Origin of the sequence: Mucilaginibacter panaciglaebae (assembly GCF_039539265.1) — a bacterium.
GTDB classification, from domain to species: domain Bacteria; phylum Bacteroidota; class Bacteroidia; order Sphingobacteriales; family Sphingobacteriaceae; genus Mucilaginibacter; species Mucilaginibacter panaciglaebae.
This window is the reverse complement of sequence record NZ_BAABCV010000015.1, coordinates 13,375-37,879: the sequence shown is the minus strand read 5'-3', so window position 1 is coordinate 37,879 and position 24,505 is coordinate 13,375. Positions and strand designations below refer to the sequence as shown.

At 42.7% G+C, this 24,505-nt stretch carries 17 protein-coding genes and 1 tRNA gene; 11 read left to right on the top strand and 7 right to left on the bottom strand.

Annotated elements, in window-relative coordinates; all coding sequences use genetic code 11:
- Positions 1 to 3: 3 nt before the first annotated feature.
- Positions 4 to 1,749, bottom strand: coding sequence for a PQQ-dependent sugar dehydrogenase (locus ABD772_RS16730; protein ID WP_345107099.1), 1,746 nt, complete (start codon positions 1,747 to 1,749; stop codon positions 4 to 6).
- 347 nt (positions 1,750 to 2,096) lie between these two features.
- Between ABD772_RS16730 and ABD772_RS16725 the strand changes: the two genes are divergently transcribed.
- The 4 genes from ABD772_RS16725 to ABD772_RS16710 all read left to right on the top strand — a co-directional run bounded on the left by ABD772_RS16725 (position 2,097) and on the right by ABD772_RS16710 (position 8,952).
- On the top strand, positions 2,097 to 5,033 hold the full coding sequence (locus ABD772_RS16725; protein WP_345107096.1) for a CheR family methyltransferase: 2,937 nt from the start codon (positions 2,097 to 2,099) through the stop codon (positions 5,031 to 5,033).
- 128 nt (positions 5,034 to 5,161) lie between these two features.
- Positions 5,162 to 5,824: a response regulator gene (locus tag ABD772_RS16720; RefSeq protein WP_345107093.1), complete on the top strand. Its 663-nt coding sequence runs from the start codon at positions 5,162 to 5,164 to the stop codon at positions 5,822 to 5,824.
- 530 nt (positions 5,825 to 6,354) lie between these two features.
- Positions 6,355 to 7,923 (top strand): PAS domain-containing sensor histidine kinase, encoded by a 1,569-nt coding sequence (locus ABD772_RS16715; protein ID WP_345107091.1) that lies wholly within the window; start codon positions 6,355 to 6,357, stop codon positions 7,921 to 7,923.
- A 15-nt stretch (positions 7,924 to 7,938) separates the two neighbouring features.
- Positions 7,939 to 8,952: a chemotaxis protein CheB gene (locus tag ABD772_RS16710; RefSeq protein ID WP_345107089.1), complete on the top strand. Its 1,014-nt coding sequence runs from the start codon at positions 7,939 to 7,941 to the stop codon at positions 8,950 to 8,952.
- Between the two features lie 137 nt (positions 8,953 to 9,089).
- On the opposite strand, the gene ABD772_RS16705 is transcribed toward ABD772_RS16710, so the two are convergent.
- Positions 9,090 to 9,163: transfer RNA gene (locus ABD772_RS16705), tRNA-Asp, on the bottom strand.
- Positions 9,164 to 9,989: 826 nt separating this feature from the next.
- On the opposite strand from ABD772_RS16705, the gene ABD772_RS16700 reads away from it, so the two are divergent.
- The 3 genes from ABD772_RS16700 (at position 9,990) to ABD772_RS16690 (ending at position 13,512) form a co-directional block, all read left to right on the top strand.
- A complete protein-coding gene (locus ABD772_RS16700; protein WP_345107086.1) occupies positions 9,990 to 11,129 on the top strand; it encodes an acyl-CoA dehydrogenase in 1,140 nt (379 codons plus the stop codon).
- Between the two features lie 44 nt (positions 11,130 to 11,173).
- Positions 11,174 to 12,403 (top strand): peroxiredoxin family protein, encoded by a 1,230-nt coding sequence (locus ABD772_RS16695; protein WP_345107083.1) that lies wholly within the window; start codon positions 11,174 to 11,176, stop codon positions 12,401 to 12,403.
- A 272-nt stretch (positions 12,404 to 12,675) separates the two neighbouring features.
- The gene (locus ABD772_RS16690) at positions 12,676 to 13,512 is read left to right on the top strand and encodes a hypothetical protein (RefSeq protein WP_345107080.1); all 837 of its coding nucleotides are present in this window, start codon (positions 12,676 to 12,678) and stop codon (positions 13,510 to 13,512) included.
- Positions 13,513 to 13,523: 11 nt separating this feature from the next.
- On the opposite strand, the gene ABD772_RS16685 is transcribed toward ABD772_RS16690, so the two are convergent.
- Positions 13,524 to 13,847 carry an ArsR/SmtB family transcription factor gene (locus ABD772_RS16685; RefSeq protein WP_345107077.1) on the bottom strand — a complete coding sequence of 108 codons (324 nt, stop codon included), beginning with the start codon at positions 13,845 to 13,847 and terminating at the stop codon, positions 13,524 to 13,526.
- Positions 13,848 to 14,029: 182 nt separating this feature from the next.
- On the opposite strand from ABD772_RS16685, the gene ABD772_RS16680 reads away from it, so the two are divergent.
- The 3 genes from ABD772_RS16680 to ABD772_RS16670 all read left to right on the top strand — a co-directional run bounded on the left by ABD772_RS16680 (position 14,030) and on the right by ABD772_RS16670 (position 19,165).
- A complete protein-coding gene (locus tag ABD772_RS16680) occupies positions 14,030 to 16,810 on the top strand; it encodes a TonB-dependent receptor (protein WP_345107074.1) in 2,781 nt (926 codons plus the stop codon).
- Positions 16,811 to 16,861: 51 nt separating this feature from the next.
- The gene (locus ABD772_RS16675) at positions 16,862 to 18,211 is read left to right on the top strand and encodes a hypothetical protein (RefSeq protein WP_345107072.1); all 1,350 of its coding nucleotides are present in this window, start codon (positions 16,862 to 16,864) and stop codon (positions 18,209 to 18,211) included.
- Between the two features lie 321 nt (positions 18,212 to 18,532).
- Positions 18,533 to 19,165 (top strand): helix-turn-helix domain-containing protein, encoded by a 633-nt coding sequence (locus ABD772_RS16670; protein WP_345107070.1) that lies wholly within the window; start codon positions 18,533 to 18,535, stop codon positions 19,163 to 19,165.
- On the opposite strand, the gene ABD772_RS16665 is transcribed toward ABD772_RS16670, so the two are convergent.
- The 4 genes from ABD772_RS16665 to ABD772_RS16650 form a co-directional block, all read right to left on the bottom strand.
- The gene (locus tag ABD772_RS16665; RefSeq protein WP_345107068.1) at positions 19,166 to 20,215 is read right to left on the bottom strand and encodes a glycoside hydrolase family 43 protein; all 1,050 of its coding nucleotides are present in this window, start codon (positions 20,213 to 20,215) and stop codon (positions 19,166 to 19,168) included. It lies immediately after the preceding gene.
- Between the two features lie 116 nt (positions 20,216 to 20,331).
- Positions 20,332 to 21,342 carry a glycoside hydrolase family 43 protein gene (locus ABD772_RS16660; RefSeq protein WP_345107066.1) on the bottom strand — a complete coding sequence of 337 codons (1,011 nt, stop codon included), beginning with the start codon at positions 21,340 to 21,342 and terminating at the stop codon, positions 20,332 to 20,334.
- Between the two features lie 87 nt (positions 21,343 to 21,429).
- Positions 21,430 to 21,624, bottom strand: a complete 195-nt coding sequence (locus ABD772_RS16655; RefSeq protein WP_345107064.1) for a hypothetical protein — start codon at positions 21,622 to 21,624, stop codon at positions 21,430 to 21,432.
- A 119-nt stretch (positions 21,625 to 21,743) separates the two neighbouring features.
- The gene (locus ABD772_RS16650; protein WP_345107062.1) at positions 21,744 to 23,255 is read right to left on the bottom strand and encodes an alpha-L-fucosidase; all 1,512 of its coding nucleotides are present in this window, start codon (positions 23,253 to 23,255) and stop codon (positions 21,744 to 21,746) included.
- Between the two features lie 96 nt (positions 23,256 to 23,351).
- Here ABD772_RS16650 and rlmF point away from each other — a divergent pair, with 96 nt between their 5' ends.
- Positions 23,352 to 24,317, top strand: a complete 966-nt coding sequence (gene rlmF, locus ABD772_RS16645; protein WP_345107059.1) for a 23S rRNA (adenine(1618)-N(6))-methyltransferase RlmF — start codon at positions 23,352 to 23,354, stop codon at positions 24,315 to 24,317.
- Positions 24,318 to 24,505: the final 188 nt, after the last annotated feature.

Genomic DNA, 24,505 nt, shown 5'->3' with positions numbered 1-24,505 from the left:
AAATCAATTGGCGACACAGTCTTGCACCTGCCAGATCTTACCGTCGGTCTTAGCCCAGATGTACAGCACATTGTCCTCACCCTGCCCAAACCGGATATCGGCTTTCTTATTTTTCACCATATCTATAAAGGTCGACTTCTGATCGCCGAACTGCAGATCAAATTCTCTGATCACTGATTGTTTGCCCAATTTCAGGTCGGCATAATCCACATAAAAAATGCGGACCTTAACAATATCGCCGAAAATATATTTACCCTTTAACAGTGGTATATTGCCTGTATAAACAAACCCGCCCGATATGGAGTTCCCCTCATCATGATCATACTCTGCCACCGGGTAAGTATACTTGGGGTCATCGTGTGCAGGCAGATTGTACACACCACTTTTCTTGCCGCTAAATACCATTCTGAAAGTACCCTCTCGATATGGCCACCCATAATCAAATCCCGGCTTCAGGATATTGATCTCTTCCTGGTTATTAAACCCAATCTCTGATACTAAGATCTTGCCATCTGGTGCCCAGCTTATGCGGTTAGGATTGCGGAAACCGCGGGCATAAACTTCGCCCAATGTATTGGGGTCGCTGTCATGTGCCCATGGATTAGTTGGTACAATACCGTATTTTCCATTCTTGCTATTATGGCCCATCGGGTTTATTCGTAATACAGAGGCACGTATTTGCGTTGTGTTATCGCATAATTGCGGAAAGCGATATTCTGCCGAGCCGCCATCGCCAATATCAATATACAACAAGCCATAGTCGGGCGAGCCGGGCTTAGCTTGCGGATTAAAGATAATCTGTTGCATACCATGCATAGGCGAGGGCATGTTTACCCTGAAAAGCTCCCGTGGCGTAGCTTCAAACGTGGAGGCGGTTGGGTCCTTTACCTTCCACTCGGTTACTATCCATTGCAACGCGACAGGTATCGAGTCGGCATACGCAAAGTCAGCAGGAGCCGAATTTTTCTTTTCGGTATGTGTAGTGTATAGCAAGCCATTCTTATAAAATTCCGGATGGAAGGCATAACTACCCCAGCCGCTACCCAGGCCAGGTTCACTGATAAAGTTTGGCTTTTCTTTGGCCATATCCATTACGGTTATAAATTGACGATTCATAATCTCATATAACTTTCCGCGTAAGTCGAGCATGAATAAGCGGTTGCCTTTAGGGCCTTTTAATACCAGTGTTTGGTTAATGCGAGTAACCGGGTTTTTGGCCGACGTTGCCGGCGCGGTGGTAAACTCTTGCAGTTTTAAAGTCATGCCGGCTTTGGCAATCTTTTGAGGCTGAGGGTTAGTTACAGGCGTACCCAGATCGCCGAGATCTTTTTCAATTTCAATTACCTTTTTATGGGTATTAATAAACGACAGAATTGCATTCAGATCAGCGGCTTTGAGCTCGGGATGCGCGGGCATAGGCACTTTATTAAATTCATTGAAACGAGCCACTGCGCGTTTGTTGCCGCTTTTAACCAAAGCCTGTGAGTTAACTATAAACTTGCCCAGATAAGCATATGAAGCCTCGGCAGTAACCCCACTCAGATCGGGGCCGATACCCCGTTGACGAAAATTATGGCACTCTGAACAATTTTTCTGGAACAGTTCATCTCCTTTTTCAACAACTTGTTTATTGGTTGAATATGTTGTTGATCTGTTTTGTGCTTGGAGGTTACTGCTTGCCAGTAAAGCTATGCCGGCGAGCGCATAACCTACTACCGGCCGCAATAAGCCGTTTATCTTGTAAATCATAAAAAGGTTGTTGTTAATTGGAGTTGATCTTTACAACTAATATAGATAACTGTATGCAGTTTCGGGAAATAAGTATCAAATTAGATACAAAAACAATCTTCAGAACATGTGGCTCAGGTTAAGTACAACATATTCGGTCAGCGGTTACTATGCTTGACGGGCTCTTATTTAAACGTTATCAATAACTCGCATTTCCAGCAACTTGATCAGATTTTTTTGGTTAATTTACAAATATTAACGTACTCCGATTTCTATTTGCCTTAAGTTACAACTTAACAATACTGATATTTTAGTTTAAAAAGACGAATTGCAGTTGTTTAACTTTGCAATATATCCTCGATATACATATGGCAACACCACGGCAACAAACATCAAAAACCAAAATCCGTAACGGCGGCAAGGCCAGGGCCATAAAACCAAAACCGTTTCCGATAGTAGCAATAGGTGGCTCTGCGGGCTCTTTTCAGTCGCTTGAAAAGTTTTTTACCCACATGCCTTCCGATAGCGGAATGGCCTTTATTGTTGTCATGCATCTGGACAACAACCATCAGGGAATTGCTGAGCTTATTCAAAATTATACACCAATGGAGGTGATTCAGGCAGAAGACGGCATGCCGGTAGAGCCCAATACCGTGTATACAATACCCCCTAATAAGGATATGGGCGTTCATAATCGCAAGTTGCTTTTGCTGCCGCCTGCGCATCCTAAGGGGTATCGTTTACCTATTGATTATTTTTTGCAAAGTCTCGCGGAAGATCAATGGAATAAGGCCGTTGCTGTTATCTTTTCAGGCATGGGTTCTGATGGTGAGACCGGCATTCGGATGATCAAAGAAAAGCTTGGTATGGCTATGGTGCAAGACCCGGAAACCGCTCTATACGATAGTATGCCAAGGGCAAGCATAGAAACAAATCTTGTAGATTATGTGCTGTCGCCAGAGGAAATGCCGATCAAGCTAATCCAATATTTAAATCATCCGGCTATATCTGAGGTGACTAACGAACAACTAAAGTCGGATACAAAGGAAGCTAATGCTATTCAAAAAATCCTGATGCTTTTGCGATCTCATACAGGCCATGATTTTGCTCATTATAAAAAGAATACGATCACCAGAAGAATTGATCGCCGTTTAGCTTTTCATCAGCTGCCTGATTATGGTCATTACATCAATTTTTTACGAGAGAACCCTCAGGAAATTGATGTACTGTTTAACGAACTGCTTATCGGAGTAACTAAATTTTTCAGGGATGCACACGCCTTCGACTCGTTAAAAGAAAAATTATTTAAGCTGTTGAGCCACAAAACAGACGGCGATCCGATACGAGTTTGGGTAGCAGGATGCTCTACCGGCGAAGAAGCATACTCAGTAGCAATCCTGATCATGGAATATTTTGAGCATACCAGGCTAAAAAAGCTGCCAAAGGTGCAAATATTTTCAACAGACCTGGATATGGAAGCCATTGAACACGCGCGGGTGGGCATCTATTATGAAAATATTATTGCGGATGTTTCGCCCGAAAGACTTAATTCTTTTTTTATTAAAAAAGATGATACCTATTCGGTTAGGAAAGAACTGCGCGAAATGATTGTATTTGCACAACATAATCTAATCAAAGACGCTCCGTTTACCCGTCTTGACCTGCTTTGTTGTCGTAACGTTATGATTTACCTGACAGCGGAGTTGCAGAAAAAGATCATTCCGATTTTTCATTACTCATTAAACAACCGTGGCATCTTATTCATGGGGCCGGCAGAAACTATCGGCGGGTTTAGCGAGATGTTTAATCCAATTGATCCTAAATGGAAATTATTTGAGCGTAAGGAAGGTTCGGCGGCTATCAATAAAATGATCGATTTTCCTTTTAACGTAACCAAGCAGTCGTTAACTATAAGTAAAGTAGAGGAGGGCGCAAAGAATATTAAAAAGAAAACCCTGGCCGAAAGCTTTAACAAAATCTTACTGGAAACCTATACGCCAGCTTCTATATTGATTAATGACAAAGGTGACATCCTTTACATTAACGGCCGAACCGGAAAGTTCCTTGAACTCAATTCGGGCGAGGCTGTTATGAACATTTACCAAATGGCAAAGGAAGAATTGAGATATGCTATGAGTAATGCCATTCATCAGGCACGTACACAGAAAGCAATTATTCAAATCAATGATATCAAAGTTAAAGAAGAAGATCATGTAAGATTAGTTGATATTAAGGTAAACCCTTTGCAGGAGACAGCCCTTCAGGGCTTGATTCTGATTATTTTTGAGGATAAAGGCATTCTGAAAAAGCAAAAACGTAATATTAAAAAGCTGAAAGACCCCGAGCAAAAAGCAGCTATGGAGGAACTTGAAAAAGAGTTACTATATACCAAGCAACAATTGCATACGACGATCGAGCAAATGGAAACTTCGTTAGAAGAACTTAAATCAACTAACGAAGAACTGCAAAGCACTAACGAAGAGTTACAAAGCACCAACGAAGAATCGCTGACGACAAAAGAAGAAATGCAGTCGTTAAACGAAGAATTGATGACCATCAACGTACAGTTTCAGGCAAAGGCAGATGAATTGACTCAGCTAAATAATGACATGAAGAATTTGCTTGATAATACGGAAATAGGGACTATATTCTTAGATAATGAACTTGTTATATTGCGTTTTACACCACAGGTAAAAAAGCTATTCAACGTTATCGCTACAGATGTCGGGCGTTCAATTACTGACATCGCATTTAATTTTGATTATCCGAATCTCGAAGAAACCATCAGACAGGTAACTGAGACATTAGTTGCAAAAGAAGCCGAAATTAAAACCAAGAAAAATGAATGGTATAATTTGCGCATAATGCCTTACCGCACACTTGATAATTTCATTAACGGTGCTGTGCTGACGTTTACCAAGATCACTCTGCTTAAATCAATGGAACATAAACTCAACACCTTAAACGAATATGCCGAAAGCATTGTAAATGCTTTTCCGCAGCCTGCACTGATGTTGGATAAAAACTTAAATGTATCAACGGTAAACAAAATGTTTTATGATTACTTTAAAATCAAACAAAACCAATTTACCGGTATGGCCTTTTCTGCCATATTGCACGAAATCTGGAAAACTGCGGAATTAGATAAAATGATCAAGAAGTTGGATCAGGACATCAGCATGACCATTGAGCAAGAGTTTCCGCGCATTGGGCGAAAAAAGCTTGAAGTAACTGCACGACCCTCCATTGATAAGGAGACAAATAAACCTTTACAAGTATTGATTATTCTTACGGAGCTAAAATAGAACTGTTTTGTTATTTATAGCTGTATTTATCATATTTATAAGTATTTACCGCAAATAAGTTAAGTATTAGTTCAGTAAACCAAGTTCATAATTGTTGGTTTTAAATTAAAGTTAATTACATACCGACAATGACAAATGTTCTTATTGCCGAAGATCACGGCGTCGTTCGCGCCGGATTATTTCAAGTATTGACAGCAGATTGCGATATCTGTGTTATCGGAATGGCAGAAAATGGTCAGCGTGCACTGGAGTTACTGGCATCGGGCATTCAGACAGATATTTTATTAACAGATTTGCATCTTGGCGATATGAGCGGCATTGAACTTGCTCAGAAGGTTCACCTAACTAATCCGGAGATAAAGAGCATGATACTGACGATGGAAACTGACGAGCGATATCTTTCAGAAGCCTTTCGTGCCGGAATAAAAGGTTTCTTACTTAAAGGAACCAGTGTGGATGAATTACTTTATGGAATAAAAAAGGTCAATCAAAACCGTTTTTTTATCTGTACAGAACTTACCGAACGGCTGAGTAAACGATTAACACGCGATAACACCCGCCGGCAGCAGGCTTATACTGCCATTGAGCTTTCGGGCCGAGAGACAGAAATTTTAGAATTGTTGTCCGATGGCTATACCAACGCCGAGATAGCGGATAAACTGTTTACCAGCCGACGAACCGTTGAAGGTCATCGCCAATCTTTACTTAATAAAACGGGTGTTCGTAATACTCCTGAATTAATTAAGTTTGCCATGATGCAGGGATTGCTTGAAATGCCCGCTGCCAATTAAATTATTACCATCTATTAATGCCCATCTACTTCACATTGAAACGGATTGATTGCAATTGTTCTGAGTTGGGGCCAATCATCAGGTTAAAGTCACCCGGCTCATAGGCGTATTTGTTTTGCAGGGTATAAAACTTCAGACCATTAGTGTAATCGTAAACGAAACCGTTTGCGAAGCGCCCGCTTTGAGGGGTATCTGGCAGAAGTTTTTTTAACTCTTTTAACGGACGGATTACTGAGGCTACCGGGTCTCTGATATAAAGTTGTACCGTTTCGATACTATCAGTAGATTACATGGCATATTGCCTAATATACTGCGATTAAAAACGAAGTAGTGGTTCTTCATAATCAGGTAGTTATCGCAAATAGCTTTCTGTCATGGAGAAGCTCAACAGCATTGAAGGGATATTATAAGCAATTGGTTAACTTTAGATTATTGCTTCATGATGAAGCAACTGCAAATGTATTGAAGTAAACAAATTAGTTTTCTGAACTGTTAGTCACTATTGGTGATTGTAGCTATAATATAAGCAAATGAGAAATAACACGCTTACACTTTTACGGCAAAAGGCTGAAAACATTTTGGCTGAACACAAGCCGGCCGATACGCGGGCTACGCAGCTGGAAGTTAATAAGTTATTTCACGAGTTGCAGGTTTATCAGCTTGAGTTGGAAATGCAAGTAGAGGAATTAAGAAATATCACCATTGAGCTTGAAACCCAAAAAAAGAAATTTCAACACCTTTTTAATGCGGCGCCTGTTGGTTATCTGATTGTCAATAAACATGGTATCATCAGAGATACCAATAAAATGGTTGTTAAATTGTTAAAACAGGATAAGCAAATGCTGCTATCCAAACCTTTAAGCACGTTTATTCATTTTGACGACATCGAATTGTTTTACATGTTTTTGCGTCATCTGATGAAAGTACGGATACCGCAACAATGTACTGTGAGGATCAGGGTCGACAATGCTAATTGCCTGACAGTAAGGCTTTCGGCAATTTCTTTAGATCTGGATGAATCTGATTCGTATTGTTATATCACGTTAACTGATATTACTGAAAGTGAACAAGCGCAGGAAAAATTACAGGAGGCAAACCGCCGGCTGGAATTGGCGCTTGATGCCTCGGGAACAGGTATTTGGGAGGTCGATATTCGTACCGGGGGCATTGTTCTTGATCAAGATTCACAGCGTTTACTGGATGTGCGCCCGTTTGGTTTTAAAGGTAACCTTGACGGTTTACTGGAACTAATTCATCCTGCGGATCGCGACAAATTTCAGGAAGAACTGCGCTACTCAATTACGGCGGGATGTAATTTTAACCAGGTTTTCCGCAATTTTTCGACCGCCGAAAATTTATGCTATTTCCAGGCACGTGCAAAACGAATAGATACTGACTACCATAAGTTTATAGGCACGATTACTAATGTCACAGAAAAAATGAAATTAGAAGAAGAAGCGCGTGCCCTTAAAGAAAAGCAACAACAGGCAGTTATTGCAGCTACAATTGATGCTGAGGAAAAAGAAAGAAAGCGGGTAAGTGAAGCGTTGCATAACGGTATCGGTCAGTTACTTTACGGGCTGAAGTTAAGCCTTGGCCCCATACAAAACACCCAACCTGAAATATTCAAACAAATTAATCAATTATTAACGCAGGCTATTCACGATACACGAAATATCTCACATGAACTGGCCCCCGGCACATTGGTAGATTTTGGGTTGAAAGCTGCCCTTGAAGAAATGGCAGGGCGGTTTGCTGGACAGGTGCACTTTAATTTACAAGTACTTGGTATCTCTGCAAAAAGCGACCGGAATTTGCTGTTGAGTATTTATAGAATAGTACAAGAATTAGTTAACAATAGCCTTCGGCATGGCAAAGCAGATGCCCTGAAAATAGGTATTGAAAGAACAAAAAAAGCCATTACCATTGAGGTAACCGACAACGGGTGCGGATTTGGAGCAAATGCAGGAGAACGATTCGGAAATGGACTGGCAGGTATAAAAAACCGGCTTTTGGTTTACAACGGCAGCTTGGATATAAAGTCAACAGCCGGAGCAGGAGCCTCTGTTAAAATTGTACTCAAACAGTTTCCTGTATAGTTTGGTTATAAACTAATGAAAGAACCAGCGCATATCATCGTAGTCGGTGCTTCTGCCGGCGGATTAAAAGCTATTGCAGCGCTGCTAACCGCTATTCAGGATGTAGAAGATGCGGCAATTTTTATTGTTTTACACGTAGCCAAAAGTTCGTCAGGGAGCATTCTTACAAATTTGCTACAAAAAAAGACTAAGCTCAACTGTAATTTGGCGATGGACGGACAAAGGATAGAACCAGGGTCTGTCTACGTAGCACGACCCGATTATCATTTAATTATTAAGCCGGGCTATATACAACTGATTAATGGACCCCGGGAAAATAGATGGAGGCCGTCTATTGACGTTCTTTTTCGCTCTGCAGCGGTTGCCTATAATTCGAGAGTAACCGGAATAATTTTGACTGGTTTGCTGGATGATGGCACTGCCGGCATGGTAGCAATTAAACGATGTGGCGGGACCTGCATTGTACAAGAGCCAGACGAGGCAGAGTTTCAAGATATGCCGTCAAACGTATTGCAGCGGGTGGATGTCGATTATCGCGTTCCGATAACAGACATTGGTTATATCTTGAATGATATGTTTTCTAAGTCTGAAAAGCCTTCGGTAAAAGTGCCCCAGGATCTTTTGTTAGAAGCAGGAATGACTGAAAACATGAAAAGCCAAATAAACGACCTTGAAAAAATAGGGACGCATAGCAATTACACTTGTCCTGAATGCGGAGGCGGTTTATGGTCAATAGATAATGACCCGATAAAGCGCTATCGCTGTTTTACCGGGCACGTATTTACCCAGGGGTTACTTCTAGAACAGCAATCAGAACATGTAGAAGAGTCGTTATGGGCCTCGATTCGTATGATGGAAGAAAAGCGGGACCTTTTACTTACAACCGCGCACAATTACCAGCTAATAGGGAATGAGGCAATGTCGAACAATAAGCGAACAGAGGCCGACATTATAGAAAGTCATATAAGTCAAATAAAGGGATTAATTCAATCTTTAAAGGAGAACTATAATGAAAAGGAGCTGAACTGAAAGCGCAACCAAAATTGAATGCCCTGCTTATTTAAAGTACTATGGCAAAGCGCTAACAGCAAGATAATCTTAAGATGTTACTAAAAAAATAAGCCCTGTAAATATTTCGTTTACAGGGCTTTTAACTTTTGATTTAGCGGAATGGACGGGACTCGAACCCGCGACCCCATGCGTGACAGGCATGTATTCTAACCAGCTGAACTACCACTCCGTTTGGGAATGCAAATATACGCTTCGTTTTTTATTGCACAAGCTATTTTTTTAAAAAGTTTTTAAATCGCAAATAATCACCGCCTTACGTTTTTAATTAAACTTTATACAGTTTGCGGCTGTGAACCGGTTTTTTTGGAATGTTGTATGCCTAACCGCACACCTTGTGTATGTAAAAGCAGAATAGTGTACTGTTTTTACATCAAACATTAGGCAGATTGTTAGTAAATCCCCCGAAAAAAGCCAGATAAGGAGACATCAAAGTAGTAGCAAACCTTGCGCAAAGTTTCGATCCGAATATCAATTTTGCCCGACTCAAGACGAGCAATATTAATATTGGTGTCAGAATAAAATTTTTCCTGTGTAACCTGATTTTGCCTGCGAAGACGCTTAATTTGAAGCGAAATTTTACGTTTAAAGGCGTTGTCAGAGTTGTCAAGGTATTCAAAATCAGTTAACAGCATAGCATTTTGGCAATTGTAAGGTTACTAATAAAATTATGCTTTTAGTTTCTATAACGCTAAAATAAAAGTAAATTAAATAATTTTTATTTTCAAATTCTGACGAATAAGTCATTGCCAGTTCGGTTCAATGGCAATACATTTGTTCAGTACTAATCGCCCTGCATAATTACCTATGAAAAACAGGCGTGTATATTAAAGTGAATTCTCAGACACCCAAGCTGAGGTTTTTTGTTCTTTGTTTTGGGTTTAATCAATAGTTTAAATTAATTAGGGGAAAGGGAGCTTCAAAAGGGCTCTCTTTTTTTGCTCCAATTTTTTGCTATGCATGCATAATAAATTATATTTATATTTTAATCTTAAGTTATGTACTTCCAACCATCCGAAGAACATTTAATGGTACGTCGGGCAGCCCGCGACTTTGCGCTGAATGAACTGAAGCCCGGCGTAATTGAGCGCGATGAGCTTCAAATGTTTCCGATTGAACAAATTAAAATGATGGGTGAGCTGGGTTTTATGGGGATGATGGTTTCACCGCAATATGGGGGCAGCGGTATGGATGCTATTTCGTATATATTGGTCATAGAAGAGCTTTCAAAAATTGATGCCTCTGCAGCTGTGGTAATGTCTGTGAACAATTCTTTGGTATGTTATGGATTGGAAAAATATGCGGCTGAATCTCAAAAGCAAAAGTATTTGCGCCGATTAGCTAAGGGGGAAGTAATAGGTGCGTTTTGCCTGTCTGAACCAGAGGCAGGATCGGATGCCACAGCACTATCGACTATGGCTATCGACATGGGAGATCATTACCTTTTAAATGGCACTAAAAATTGGATAACCAATGGCAATTCGGCATCAATTTATTTGGTCATTGCACAAAGCAATCCCAATAAACGGCATAAAGGTATCAATGCGTTTATAGTTGAAAAAGGCATGCCGGGCTTTGTTGTTGGCTCAAAAGAAAATAAGATGGGTATCCGTGGCTCAGATACACATTCACTTCATTTCAACGATGTGAAAGTTCCGAAAGAAAACCGGATAGGCGAGGATGGCTCTGGCTTCAGATTTGCGATGCGTGTTTTAGAAGCAGGTCGCATCGGTATAGCAGCACAGGCTTTAGGTATTGCGTCGGGGGCGTATGAGCTGGCTTTAAATTATACCAAAGAACGTAAGGCTTTCGGCAAATCTTTGGCCGATGTGCAGGCCATTCAATTTAAACTGGCCGATATGGCAACCAATATAGAAGCTGCGCGATTACTGTGTTTAAAAGCGGCGTGGCTGAAAGATAACAGCCTGCCTTATGCACAGGCCAGTTCAATAGCTAAGCTTTTCGCATCGGAAACAGCGATGAAAACTACAACCGAAGCCGTACAGATACATGGCGGTTATGGGTATGTGAAAGAATACCATGTTGAGCGGCTAATGCGCGATGCAAAAGTAACCCAGATTTATGAAGGCACATCAGAAATTCAACGCATTGTCATATCACGCTCCGTGCTCAGGTAAGCTGCCTGTTTTTATTTAATTTTGATCAGCATCAAATTATCACCATGAAAATCAGATTATTCTTAGGCCTTGCAATATGGGCTTTGACATATTTTGTATCCAGCGCTCAGTCGTTATTAAAAACCGGCGTTTGGCGCGGCGTCACTAAAACGGCAACCGGCGTAGAAATTCCGTTTAATTTTGAAGTAGCAAATAGCGGCAGGCAAACGCAGCTGGCTATAATTAATGGTTCTGAACGGTTCAGGATAACCGATGTAAAATATCAAGCCGACTCTATATTTATACACATGCCCCTTTTTGACTCACAGTTCAGGTTAAAACACACACATGGTAAACTGACCGGCCGTTGGATAAAGAATCTGGGTGCCAAACTGGTAGCCATGGGTTTTGAGGCTACACCAAATACCAGCTGGAGATTTAAAACTCCCGAAAAACCTGCCGTAAATATTACCGGACGCTGGTCGGTCCCTTTTGTGAGCGATGGAAAGACCGATTTAACTGTGGGTGAATTTAAACAGGTCGGCGCCAAAGTTACCGGAACGTTTCTGTCAACCACCGGCGACTATCGTTTTTTGGAGGGCGTGGTTACCGGGAATAATTTATACTTATCGGCTTTTGATGGTGGGCATGATTACTTGTTTACTGCTAAAGTAAACGGCAGTAAAATAACCGGCGGCAAGTTTTACGCCGGCCTTACCAGCGTGGATCACTGGAGCGGCGTAAAAAATGCAAACGCCAAACTCCCGGACGCTTACACGCTTACCGCCCTTAAACCCGGTTATAAAAAACTGGCTTTTACTTTTAAAGACCTGAACGGCCAAAAGGTATCGTTAACCGATAGCCGCTTTAGAAATAAAGTAGTCATTGTGCAGATATTAGGATCGTGGTGCCCTAATTGTATGGATGAAACAGCGTACCTGGTTGATTATTATAAAAGATTTCATGCTAAAGGTGTTGAAGTAGTGGGCCTGGCTTATGAACGCACTGCTGATTTTGCTAACTCTCAGCGTACAGTTAAACAGCTAAAAGGGCGGTTCAATATTCAGTATCCGTTACTGATCACCGGCTATACGCCGTCAGCGGGCGACCCGGCTAAGAGCCTGCCAATGCTGGCTAAAGTGGTAGGCTTTCCTACAACCATTATTATCGACAAAAAAGGCGACGTACGCAAAATACACACTGGCTTTAGTGGCCCGGGCACCGGCGAGCACTACAAAGAATTCATTGCTGAATTTGAGCAGTTGACAAATGATCTGCTGGCAGAACGGCGATAAACCGAGTATAAATGAAGGCCCGGAATTTTCTGGGCTTCTTTATAAATTAATTATGGATGTGACTTTCGAAAGTCTCAGCACGATATCTTCAATTTGATCTTACCATAATACAGTTGTTATGGATCGTTTTTTCTTTGTATCGATACTGATACATCCGGTTAAAACAGATTTAACATTGACTTGGTAGCTTTATGCTGAGTGATATTGGTTATTTGTTTATTATCTTTAAAGAGGAATACGATCAACCAATGTTGCATTACCATATTTAAGTCATGAAGAAAAACCTTTTTATTGTGCTGATTACTTTGATGACCGGCACATCAACCTTTGCACAAACCCAAACAATTAATAAATTAATGGCGCCTATAGGTTCAGCCACGCAGCCTTTCCTGTTTTCCGTAAATACTTTCACTGCCGAAGCGCCTTTCTTAAGTGTCAGCTCATCAGGTAACCTGGCCGAACGTACCAGTGGTGCTTTTGGTTATGACGGTGTCGACCAGCAATTGGCATTAAAAGGTTATTTGGGTAATCGTTTTACACTATACGCCAATGCCGACTTAGGTTTTTCACGCACAGGCAGTGTAAACAGCGCCCAACAGGCCGAAGTAATTCGCGATGTAGTGGGTGGAAAAAATTTTTATGGCGCCCGCTTTGGTGTCGGCCTCGGTGCTAACCGCGATTTTTCAAATACAGCCGCCATGTTTAGCCGTGTTACTGCCGCCTTCGAAGCCCCGAAGTGGCGCATCGGAGGTAACTTGAAATTTGAAAAAGCTTTTGGCAAGTACCGCGATGGTATTGACCTGATCACAAGCGCTGGCTATCAGCATAAAATAGCCGGAGCGTTCTTTGCTGGTATTGAAGCAGTAGGCGAAGACCTTGAAGGTTTCTGGGAAGCTGATGAGGCAGAAGGCGGTGCCAAACTTTTGGTTGGCCCATCATTAAACTATGCCCCTTTATATTCCAAATTTTCATTCTCGCTATGCGGTGGGCCGGTATTTTATGCTACCCATAGCACAGCCTTCAGCTCAGAAGCTATAAGAGATGTTGGTACAACCGGAACTCAAAATGGTTATTCCATAAGAGCTATGGTTGCTTTTAATCTGCATTAATAGATAGTTTCTTATTTGTCGCCTGTATTTAAAAGGCTTAGCATAAAACTAAACTCGCTGGTGAATGACTCCCAAGTTTGCCAGTTAAGCTCATATAAGGATTTTTTGCCTTCATGGATAAGGCTGATCAGCGATACCGCTACCAGATCTTTTAAATGATGTGATACGGTTGCCTGAGCTAAAGGTAATAGGTCCACTATTTCGCCGCAGGTTAGGCGCTCATGTTGAGCCAGGATACGTAATATAGCAATACGGGCAGGATGCGACATAGCCTTAGCCAAGGCTGACATTTGCTGGTCTTTAAGGTCGAATTGAGCTGTTTTGTGTACTGCCATCTTGTTTTACGCCGCTAATATAGAGCTTGTTATTTATGGTCAGATTAGAATTTTCTAATCTTTGATAAGATACTTTATTATCCAGCCATGTAATTAATATCTAATATATTCGATTTGATAATATCTGCTTAACACATCCTTAATGCAGCGGGGGTACTTTTGGCGACAGGTAAAATAGCCATATGATTAAAAGATTTCCGCTCCTCTTCTTTCTTATTGTCTTAAATATTTCAGTATCGTTTGCCCAAAGCCAAAGCGTTGTTACAGGAACGGTAACAGACCAAAGCTCAAACAGTTTTTTGCCGTTAGTGAGCGTAACAATAAAAGGTACAGCAGTCGCGACTGCTTCAGACGAAAAAGGGAAATATGCCATCAGTGTAGAACCGGGAACTTATACTATTTTGTTTAGCCTGGTAGGATATGAGGCGATTGAGGAGAAAGTTGTTATAAAAGCTGGTGAAACGCTTGCCATTGATAAAGCATTACATTCAGGAAGCAAGCAGTTGAACGAAGTGGTGATAGTGCAACAAAAGACTAGTCGTGAAAAAGAAACTGCATTACTTGCAGAGCAGAAAAAGTCTGTAGAAATGAAACAGGCCATAGGTTCGCAGGAAATGGCTAAAAAAGGTGCTTCTAACGCCGCCACAGCAGTTACCAAAACTGCCGGGATTGTTAAATTGGAAAGCGCCAAAAACGTGTTCGTCCGTGGTCTTGGCGACAGGTACAATTCTACTTCTCTCAACGGATTGCCGCTTCCTTCAGAGGATCCTTTGTATAAAAACATTTCGTTGGATTTTTTCCAATCCAATATTATCAAAAACATCAACGTCAACAAAACGTTCAGCGCGACCATATACGGCGATAATGCCGGAGCGAATATTGATATTTCTTCAAAAGAACTGGATGATCGCAGTTTCTTAAGTATTTATGTTGAGGGTGGCGCTAATACCAATGCCGTTTCGGTAAGCAGGTTTGCAGTTGCAGAGGGCGCTTTCAGTTATTTCGGTTTTCTGAAAAATGGCAGAAATTCGCCGATTACAGATTTGAACCGGTATACCTTTAAATCGAGCTTTCAAACCGAGAAGGCTTTAACCCCGATAAATACAAACTTCAATATCACCGGTGGCCGCAAATTTAATGTAGGGAAAGGTAGAAACACGCTTTCATTGTTTGGTGTCGCCAGTAACATGAGCGATTATTCCTACAGAACTGGCTTTATAGGACAGGCGACAAACACGGGCGATTACCAGCAGGCTATGGACGTGAAGCGCTACGATTACAGAACTACCCAGTCTTTGCTCGGAAATGTAAAATTCAGGCACACTAAAGGCAGTGTTTCGTTGAACTCACTTTTTATTCATAGCGATGCCCAGTTTGTAGGAAATTATTTGGGATATAATAAAGATATTAATGACAACCTGGGTTCAGCTGATGCACAAAATTCGCTCATCGTTCGTCAGCAAAATAATAGTAACAATTTGTTCTCCAACCAGTTACTGGCAAATTATAAATTCAGCCGCAAAATCAACGCAAACATTGGTGCAGTATACAGCACTTTGCGCGGAACGGAGCCGGACAGAAAAACCAATGCTTATGCCATGACGACTTCCGGAAGCTACATTTTAAGCGCTAATTCTCCCGGAGACAACAATCGCTTTTTTTCTGTACTCAACGAAAATGATTTGGGCGCCAAAGCAGAAGTAAATTATAAGTTTAATCCGGAAGCAAATTTGCCGGTGGTTTTGACTTTGGGGGGTAACTACAGAAAAACAGACAGGACTTTCAATTTCACGGAGTTTGATTATCAGCAAAGCGGATTAAGCGTCGACCCGAACCACCCCGACGCTTCACTAAATCAGCAAAACCTTAATGTAGGGGCGTTCAAACTGATCACTTTGTGGAACAATACCAACTTAGACCCTATGTTTTATATCGGACATCGCAAAATTGGGGCTGGCTACGCACAGTTATTTTATCCTGTAAACGAAAACCTGATGGTACAAGTTGGTTTGCGAAACGAAAATGTAGAACAAACTATTACCTGGAATACCAACATTACAAGTACAGTTACAGATCTTACTACACCGCCATCGCTTATTGACAAAAATTATTTGTTGCCAAGCTTAAATATTAAATACAGCATCAACGACAAAAACGCGTTGCGTTTTGCCGCAAGCGAAACCTACACCATGCCACAGTTTAAGGAAATGGCAAACTTTCTGTACAACGACATTAACTTCAATGAACGCGGGAACCCGTATCTGGTACCTTCAATAGATTATAATGCCGATTTAAAATATGATTATTATTTATCAAGAAAAGAGATTATTTCGGTAGGTGCTTTTTACAAAAAAATCCAAAACCCTGTTGTGCGAATGATCATGAATACGCCTGGGCTTGATTACTCTTATGTCAATACCAAAAACGCTAATGTTGCAGGTGCTGAAGTGGAAGTAAGAAAAACCTTGTACACTTTTAAAGGCGAAAGAAATAACAGTGACCTTTCTTTCGGATTCAACGCTTCTTATCTGTATAGCCAGGAAGACCAAACAGATGTAACAACGGGTCTTGTATCGGCGACATTTACTCATCAAAAAGGGAAAATGCAAGGCGCTTCTCCCTTGCTTATCAACTCTGATTTGAGCTATAGTATGGACAACGATAAGGCTTCGTTTTTATCGACCCTGGTATTTAACTATGCTTATGACAAAGTATTTTCTGTAGGAACAACAGGACGTGAAAACGTACTGGAAAAAGCAGTTCCTACACTTGATTTTATTAACAGCTTTGGATTGAAAAAGTCCAGGTTAACCATAAGCCTTGGCGGAAGAAACATCCTGGATCCCAAGTTTGAACTAACGCAAAAATCAACATCGAACGTTACCGGCAAAACAACAGACGTACTGATAAGTAGCTATAAAAGAGGTATAACCTTGTTTTTAGGGCTTGGCTGGCATCTATAATTATTAAAATATACTAAGGTATTCAACATCAATTTAAAACAAAAAAAAATCATGAAAAAAGTGTTCATATTAGCTGCATTTGCAGTAGCACTCGCGTCTTGTAGTAAAAAAGATAACAACAACAACGGTGGTACTACTCCTACTGGTACAAAAGACGGGTACATCTCATCACTGACAGACCCTGACTACGATGCAAATAACCTGAAAGGAAAAGTAAACGGAAACGTTACTTTGCCTGCCGGTAACTATACGCTCACCGGTCGTTTAATTGTAGTTGACGGTGCTACATTAAAGCTAAGCCCGGGTACTACCATTACTGCGAATGCTACGGGCGGCACTGCTGCTACCAGCGTATCTGTAGAAGTAATGCAAGGTGGTAAACTGAATGCCGTAGGTACTGCTACCGCACCAATCCGCTTCACTTCCGCTAACAAAAAACCTGGAGATTGGATGGGTGTTTTCTTGTGTGGTAAAGCTACGCTTGTCAACGCGGCTACCGGGACTAGAGATGGCTCTTACACCCAAACTACCGAGCTTGGTGATGCACTTTATGGTGGTAGCAGCGATGCGGACGGTTCGGGAGATCTGGAATATGTAGAAATTGCTTATGCAGGTGCGCGTGTTAACGCTACCAAAGAAGGTAACAACCTTTCTTTATATGCACAAGGTACAGGTACAACGCTTAAAAACCTTTGGTTGCACGATGGCTCTGATGACAACATCGAATTCTTTGGCGGAACCGTAAATGTTACTAACGTTTTAGTAGTAAACTCTGCTGACGATACTTTTGACTGGTGTTTAGGTTGGAATGGTACCGCTACCAATGTTATCGAAGTTCGTGAAGCCGGATTTATAGACATTACCAACGGTTCTGGTATGATGGAAGGCGATGGCGGTTTCTCTGACCTTGCATCTACTCCTGCAATTACAACTAATTTGTCAAATCCTACTTTCACCAACCTTTCGGTAGGCGTTTATAATGCAAGCGGTAATGATTCTGGCACAGCTGGCAATCCGGCTTATTCACTTCGTGCAGGTTTTACTTACCGTACAGGTTGTAAATTGACCATTAACAACGCAAAAGTTCTTTGGGCTACTACCGCTGCCAATCCAACAAACGGTTTGATCAAATTCAACGACGGTACAGGCCCTGCTCTTGCTGCCGACGTTAAAATCGACATGAACTACACAGGTCCGAGCTTTATTGGTGCAACCGGCGTAACGACATCTGCCAGCAGCCCTATTCCTGGTGCAAACTTCGGTGCTACAGGTTCTTACCCTGCGTATGTATATACCGACTTCGCCAAACTGGTGTTCAACAATACAGCTAACACCGGTGCTGACAAATCAGCTTTCGCCTGGACAAGTTACGACTTTGCTACTAAAGCTCCTGGCTTGTAATACTCCTGGTGCTGTAAATAGTACGTTGTTTATAATACGAATTGGGTCGTCACAATCATAGCTGTGACGGCCCTTTCTTTTTTACCATTTTGAAATCCGGATTCGGCATTTCCGCAGGGTAAATAGAGGGTGTAGCGGCACTGTTGTTTAACAATTAATTAACTGGTTTGCAATACCTTCATAACATTGTCGACCTATTTTTGAGAGAGCGAAATCACACATAGCCTCATTTATGGCCACCGCAAATCTATATACGGTAAGTTGTTTAAACAGCGCTCTAGCTCCTATATATTACGCGATAGTTAATGTGCTTTAAATCTGATGAATATAAGTAACTCCTATATGTCGCCTGCAGATGTGGCGCTCTCTAATTTTGTAAAAGCGCTGGCACTGCCGGTACGTATTTGTATTGTACGGTTTATCCTTGAAAACGGTAACGCTGTTAAACGCGGAATGCTGTCAGAAATACCGTATAACCGACAGACCGTTAATCAGCATATTAATGAGCTGAAACATCTTGATATCATTAAAAGCCAAATAAAAGATAAAGAGACAATTTATTCGGTTAACGAGTCGGTCTTTGTTAAAATGTCTAATCAGTTTCTGGAGATGTTTGAGCCCGTTAGAAAATTAAATGAGGAGGCAGAAACCGTATTTTCAAAGCCGAAGATTAAAAGCAAGCCGGGTAAAAAGGAAACTGCTCCAACTCAAACCATTGGCGGATACATCCGTGAAAAGCGTAAAGCGGCAGGTTTGTCACAAGCCTGCCTGGCCCGGCTGATGACCGTAGACAGGGCCTGGGTAAGTAAAATAGAGACTGATAAACAGCAGATGCGGCCCGGGAAGCTCCGCACCCTGGCAAATGCACTAAGCGTTTCAGCCGACGAATTACGCGAGGTTTACTACCAAAACAAAATAAATGACCTGGCCAAAGAAGGCTCAACCGGGGCCTGATTATTTACTGTTCGGAAAAGCTGCCAATAGAGCCTTTGCTTCCTCTTTTGTAAGTTTCGATAAACTACCGTGACGGGCATCGGGCGGCAGGGTCACGTCCTTCTCAATGGTCCAATGATACAGATCGGGCGACGAAGATATGCCGTAATCGTCGGCCATGGGGAAATCATAGTACAGCAGCCAGCCTTTCGGATGCATTGGGTCGGCCATAACACTTGGGCCCTCTGTAATAGTTGGCGCTATCTGCCCCTTGTTTAATGGCCCTTGATAAACCGTATAAGGCCCTTCAATATTTTTTGAAGTAGCCAGGCGTATAGCGCGGCGTTCGCCGGTGCGCGGGCTAAATTCTTCTTCTTTGTGGATCAAATAATAAGTGTCTTCATGCTTGATCATCGTACCGTCGATAACTGAATAACCCGGTGCATACAGTACTTTAGCCGGGGTGAAAGTTTTCCAGTCTTTGGTGCGGCAATACCACAGCCGGCTTTCCTGCCAGCCCTCGGGTTTAAAGGTTGACGACCAGAACAGTACATAATCTTTTTGAGCCTCGTCATAATAAAACTCAGGCGCCCAGATGTTTTTTACAAATTGGCCATTTTCGTCTTTAACATCTTTCATCAGTGGTAAGGCGCCTTCAACCTGCCAGTGTATCAGGTCTTTTGAGCTGGCATATAAACAACTCGGCCCAACTTGCCGGCGGTCGCCGGCACCGCGGCCACCACCGGTGGCAACCAATCGCCATAAACCATCAGGGCAGCGGTGCACAAACTGGTCGCGCATATGTTGGTCCCAGATGGGCTTATTATCATTTATAGGTGTCCAGTGCCGGCCGTCGTTTGATAGGGCAACGTGCATCTGTGCAACCAGCATAGGGTTAGGCAGTGGTACCTCAACCGTCTGGCCTTGATCGTTGATCTCAATTTTAGTAGGGTACCGCTGGCGGAAATAGGTCAGCATCCATACACCCTTATCTGCATTTACCTGCGCTTGTACATCGGCCAACATAAAAATGCCGAAAGCGATTAGCAGTGCCACTTTCTTTAATTTCATAAGGTTATTATTTTTTGTCATTCTGAGCGTACCGAAGAATCTGTCGAGCGCGGATTGCAACGTTTATAGATTTTTCGCTATGCCAGGATGACAAAGTGTTATTTTAATAGATCATATCATTTAGTCCCCGATGGTTTCTGCATCTCAACGCCGTCTTTTAAAGGCACGCCGAAATTGGGCGTCCCATCCTTCTTCCAGGTGAATTTCTGTATGCGTGGTGCACGCTTGCCCCCACAACCGTCGCCTGGGTTGGCGTTGGCATGGTACAGGATCCAATCTTCTTTGCCATCGGGCGACTTGAAGAACGAATTATGGCCTGGCGCATAGATCTTATTCTCCGGATTTTGCGAAAACACAGGTGTCGGTGATTTTTTCCATGACAGCGAATCCATCAAATTGGCATTAGCAGAAGTACTAAGCATCCCCAAAGCATAAAAATCTGTCCAGCAACCACTGGCCGAATAGATCAGAAAGATCTTGCCTTTGTGTGTTAAAATCTCTGGCCCCTCGTTTACCAAAACACCAATGCCGCTGTTGTTCTCCCAGGCATACTGCGGGCTTGACAGGCGCACACGCTTACTGCTTACAGTCCAGGGGTTACTCATTTTAGCTATGTAAATACTTTGCATACCATTCTTGTCGCCTTCCCAGCCCGACCAAAGCATGTATAGTTGGCCCTTGTTTTCGAATACTGTACCGTCAATAGCCCATTTGTTGGTTTCGTCGCCTATCTGGCCTTTAAAGGTCCATTCACCCTCCGTTGGGTCGGCCGATGCATTTTCAACCACATACATGCGGTGATGGTTGTTTTTGCCGTCATCGGCAGCAAAATACATGTACCATTTGCCCTGTAAAAAATGCAGTTCAGGCGCCCATATTTCTTTAGAGTGCATGGTGCCCGGCGGCGGCGTCCAAACTACCTTCCGCTCGGCCGAGCGCAGTTCGGTCAGATCTTTAGTTTTCCAGATTACCAGGTTGCGGCCGCTTGAATTGGTATAGTAGTAATAGCCGTCTTTATAAATATTCCAGGGGTCGGCACCGCTTGGTAGTATGGGGTTGGTAAACGTTTGTGCAAATGCGCTGCCTAAAATCAGGCTAAAGGCTGCAAGTAGGATTGCTTTTTTCATGACCGGTAATTAGTTGCCCAAATAAACGCAAAAAATGCAGTTAGCCTTAAAGGCTTAGGTATTATTATCGATACAAAATTGGTTGGCTTACTGAAATAACGAAGTGTCGTGAGGGTTATTAATCTCTTCCAGTTTGCCGTCTTCGTTAATAACAAAATTGGATAAATCGGGAGGGGCAGGTCGCTGCGATTTAATCTTAGCATTACTTTTGGATTTGCGCGGAACAAGCGGCACAACCACAGCGCCAAAAAGCAGTAATATTTCTAAAGCGGTGACTAACATTTCTAAATATTTATCAGTGCAGGGCAGATTATATTTATCTGCCCTGCACTAAAGGTTTAACCAATAAATGTTTAATTAGTTGTTATCCGGGACGCATTTTTTAAAAATTATTTGCCGTCTTAATCCAGTTCTATTTCGAAACCCTGTACGGCCCAATCAGGCAAGGTGGCGGGTTTTGTAATTACCAATGCATCATCTTGTTGGCTCCATTTTAATTTTTGGTTGCTGCCCAACAGCGATACTTTGGCAATCTTTTTATCATTCAGTTTTGAGTTTTTACCTAATGACGCGATGCGGACATCGCCATCGGGTTTTTCCATGCAAAACGCATAAAGCTTGTTGCCTTTAGTCGTAAACCGGATGTCTGATGACTGATATGGACGGGTATCGCTCAACCCGCTAAACTGCCCCTTTTTCATATTCGATTTAATGGTGGACGGCCCCTCGCCGTAAACTTTCCATGGGCGGGTGCCATAAATGCCCGCGCCGTTTTGGGGCATCCAGTTGGCAATATCGTTAACAATTTTAAGCACATCGGGTTCCAGGTCGCCCTCTGGTGTCTGGACAATGTTGATGAGCAGGTTGCCGTTTTTGCTTACAATGTCTACGAGCATCTGGATAACCTCTGTGCCTGTTTTGTATTGCTGGCCGGTTTGGTAAAACCAGTCGCCTATAGAGGTGTCGGTTTGCCATGGGTATGGGTTGATGGCATCCTGTACGCCTCGTTCCAGGTCCTGAACCCAGGTTCCGTTTGAGGTTTGCTTGCAATTATATATGGCAGTCATGTTTCCGTTGTTGTAAGCAATGTTGCCATTATAAAAATTAGCCACCATACTGCGGCCCACATCGCCAAACGGGAAACCGCTGTCTGAATAAAGCAGGTCGGGGTGATAATTATCTACCAGCTCTTTGATATAGCCATACCATTCTTTGGCCCACTCGGGGTTTTTGCTTAACCAATCATGGTCATCTGCTGCGGCTTTTGGATGATACAGGTCGGCATATTGCGGGTCATTCCCATCATAAGGAACATCTTTATACTCGCCGGTTTTGTCGGCACGATGTGCCGTTTGGAACCAGGTGTAGCTGGCACCTAAATGCTCTGAAACGCCAAACTTAAGGCCCTGTTTTTTTGCAGCTTTTTGCCAAAGGCCCACCACATCTTTATGTGGCCCCATGTTGTAAGCGTTCCATTTATGCAGGGCCGATTTCCACAGGAAGAAATTGTCGTGATGCGTACCCATGCTTACAAAGTACCGGGCTCCGGCTTTTTTGTAAAGCGCCATTAGCTTATCCGGATCCCATTTTTCGGCCTTCCAAAGTGGAATGATATCCTTATACCCAAATTTTGATGGCGGGCCGTAATGAGCTACGTGCCATTTGTTTTGACGACTGCCCTGCTCATACATATTACGGGCATACCAGTCGCCCTGACGCGGTACGGCCTGTGGCCCCCAATGCGCCCAGATACCAAACTTGGCATCCCTGAACCATTCGGGGTATTGGTATTGCTTCATGGACTCCTCGGTAGGTTTGTACGGACCGGGGTTAATTGGCAGGTCTTGAGCGTGGGCGACATGCACGCCAACCGCCAGTATGCCCGACAGCAGGTATTTAAAGTTGGGTTTCATAAGATGGTTAATTGGTATTTAAAGGTATATACAAATCCATTTAAAAACCAGGGCTGCTGCGGATAAATTCTTATTATTAATCCCGACCTTAGCGCGATGAAAGCAGACCAGCCGCAAAAACCAGCCGAAAAAGAAAATATGCATCCGCGGAATATTCATCGCGCAGGGTATGATTTTAAACAGCTATGCCGTATTAACGGCGAACTGAAAGCTTTTGTGGGGCTGAATAAATTCGGCAGTGAATCTGTTGATTTTAGTGATCCGCTGGCGGTAAAGGCGCTTAATAAAGCTTTGCTCAGGCAATACTACGGCGTTAAAGACTGGGATATCCCGGAGGGGTACCTGTGTCCGCCTATCCCCGGCAGGGCAGATTATGTGCATTATGTTGCCGATTTGCTGCGCGATACCAACCACGGCGTGATCCCGCAAGGAAATAGCATCCATGTGCTGGATATTGGCGTTGGTGCTAACTGTGTATACCCGCTTATAGGAAACAGTGTTTATAATTGGAAATTTACCGGTACGGATATCGACCCGGCTGCTTTACGCAGTGCCGGTGAGATATTGTCAGCCAATAAAGAATTTCAGAGCCGGATTGACTTAAGGCTGCAAACCGATAAAGAAAAAATATTTGCCGGTATGATTAAACCCGGCGAGCGTTATGAATTGACCATGTGTAACCCGCCGTTCCATGCCTCATTTAAAGATGCGCAGGACGCCACCACCACCAAATGGAAAAAGCTGGGCGTAATGAAAAAGCCGACGCTGCTCAATTTCGGAGGCCAGAAGAATGAGCTTTGGACAAAAGGCGGCGAAGCCGGTTTTCTTCGTCGCACGATTGAAGAAAGCGCCGAATTTGGCAAACAGGTGTTGTGGTTTACATCGCTGGTATCTAAGAAGGATACGCTGCCTACCGCTTACAGTACCCTGCGTTTTGTAAAAGCTGCCGATGTGCGCACCATCAACATGGCGCATGGGCAAAAGAACTCGCGCATTATTGCCTGGACATTTTTGTCGCCACAGGAGCAGGCAGATTGGATGGATCAGCATACTGTGGTCTGAAAGTTTCGGATAGCAGTTGTTCTATAATGCCTTGTCATTGATCCACGCGAGTGTGTATCACTTTGGATCATTTGGATCAGCAAATATCTACAATCACCAGATAGTCAGATAGATGAAAAAATGAGTCTGCTCAAGTTGGATCACTTTGGATCGCCTTTAATGACTTATAAGTCATTTTTTGATCGGGC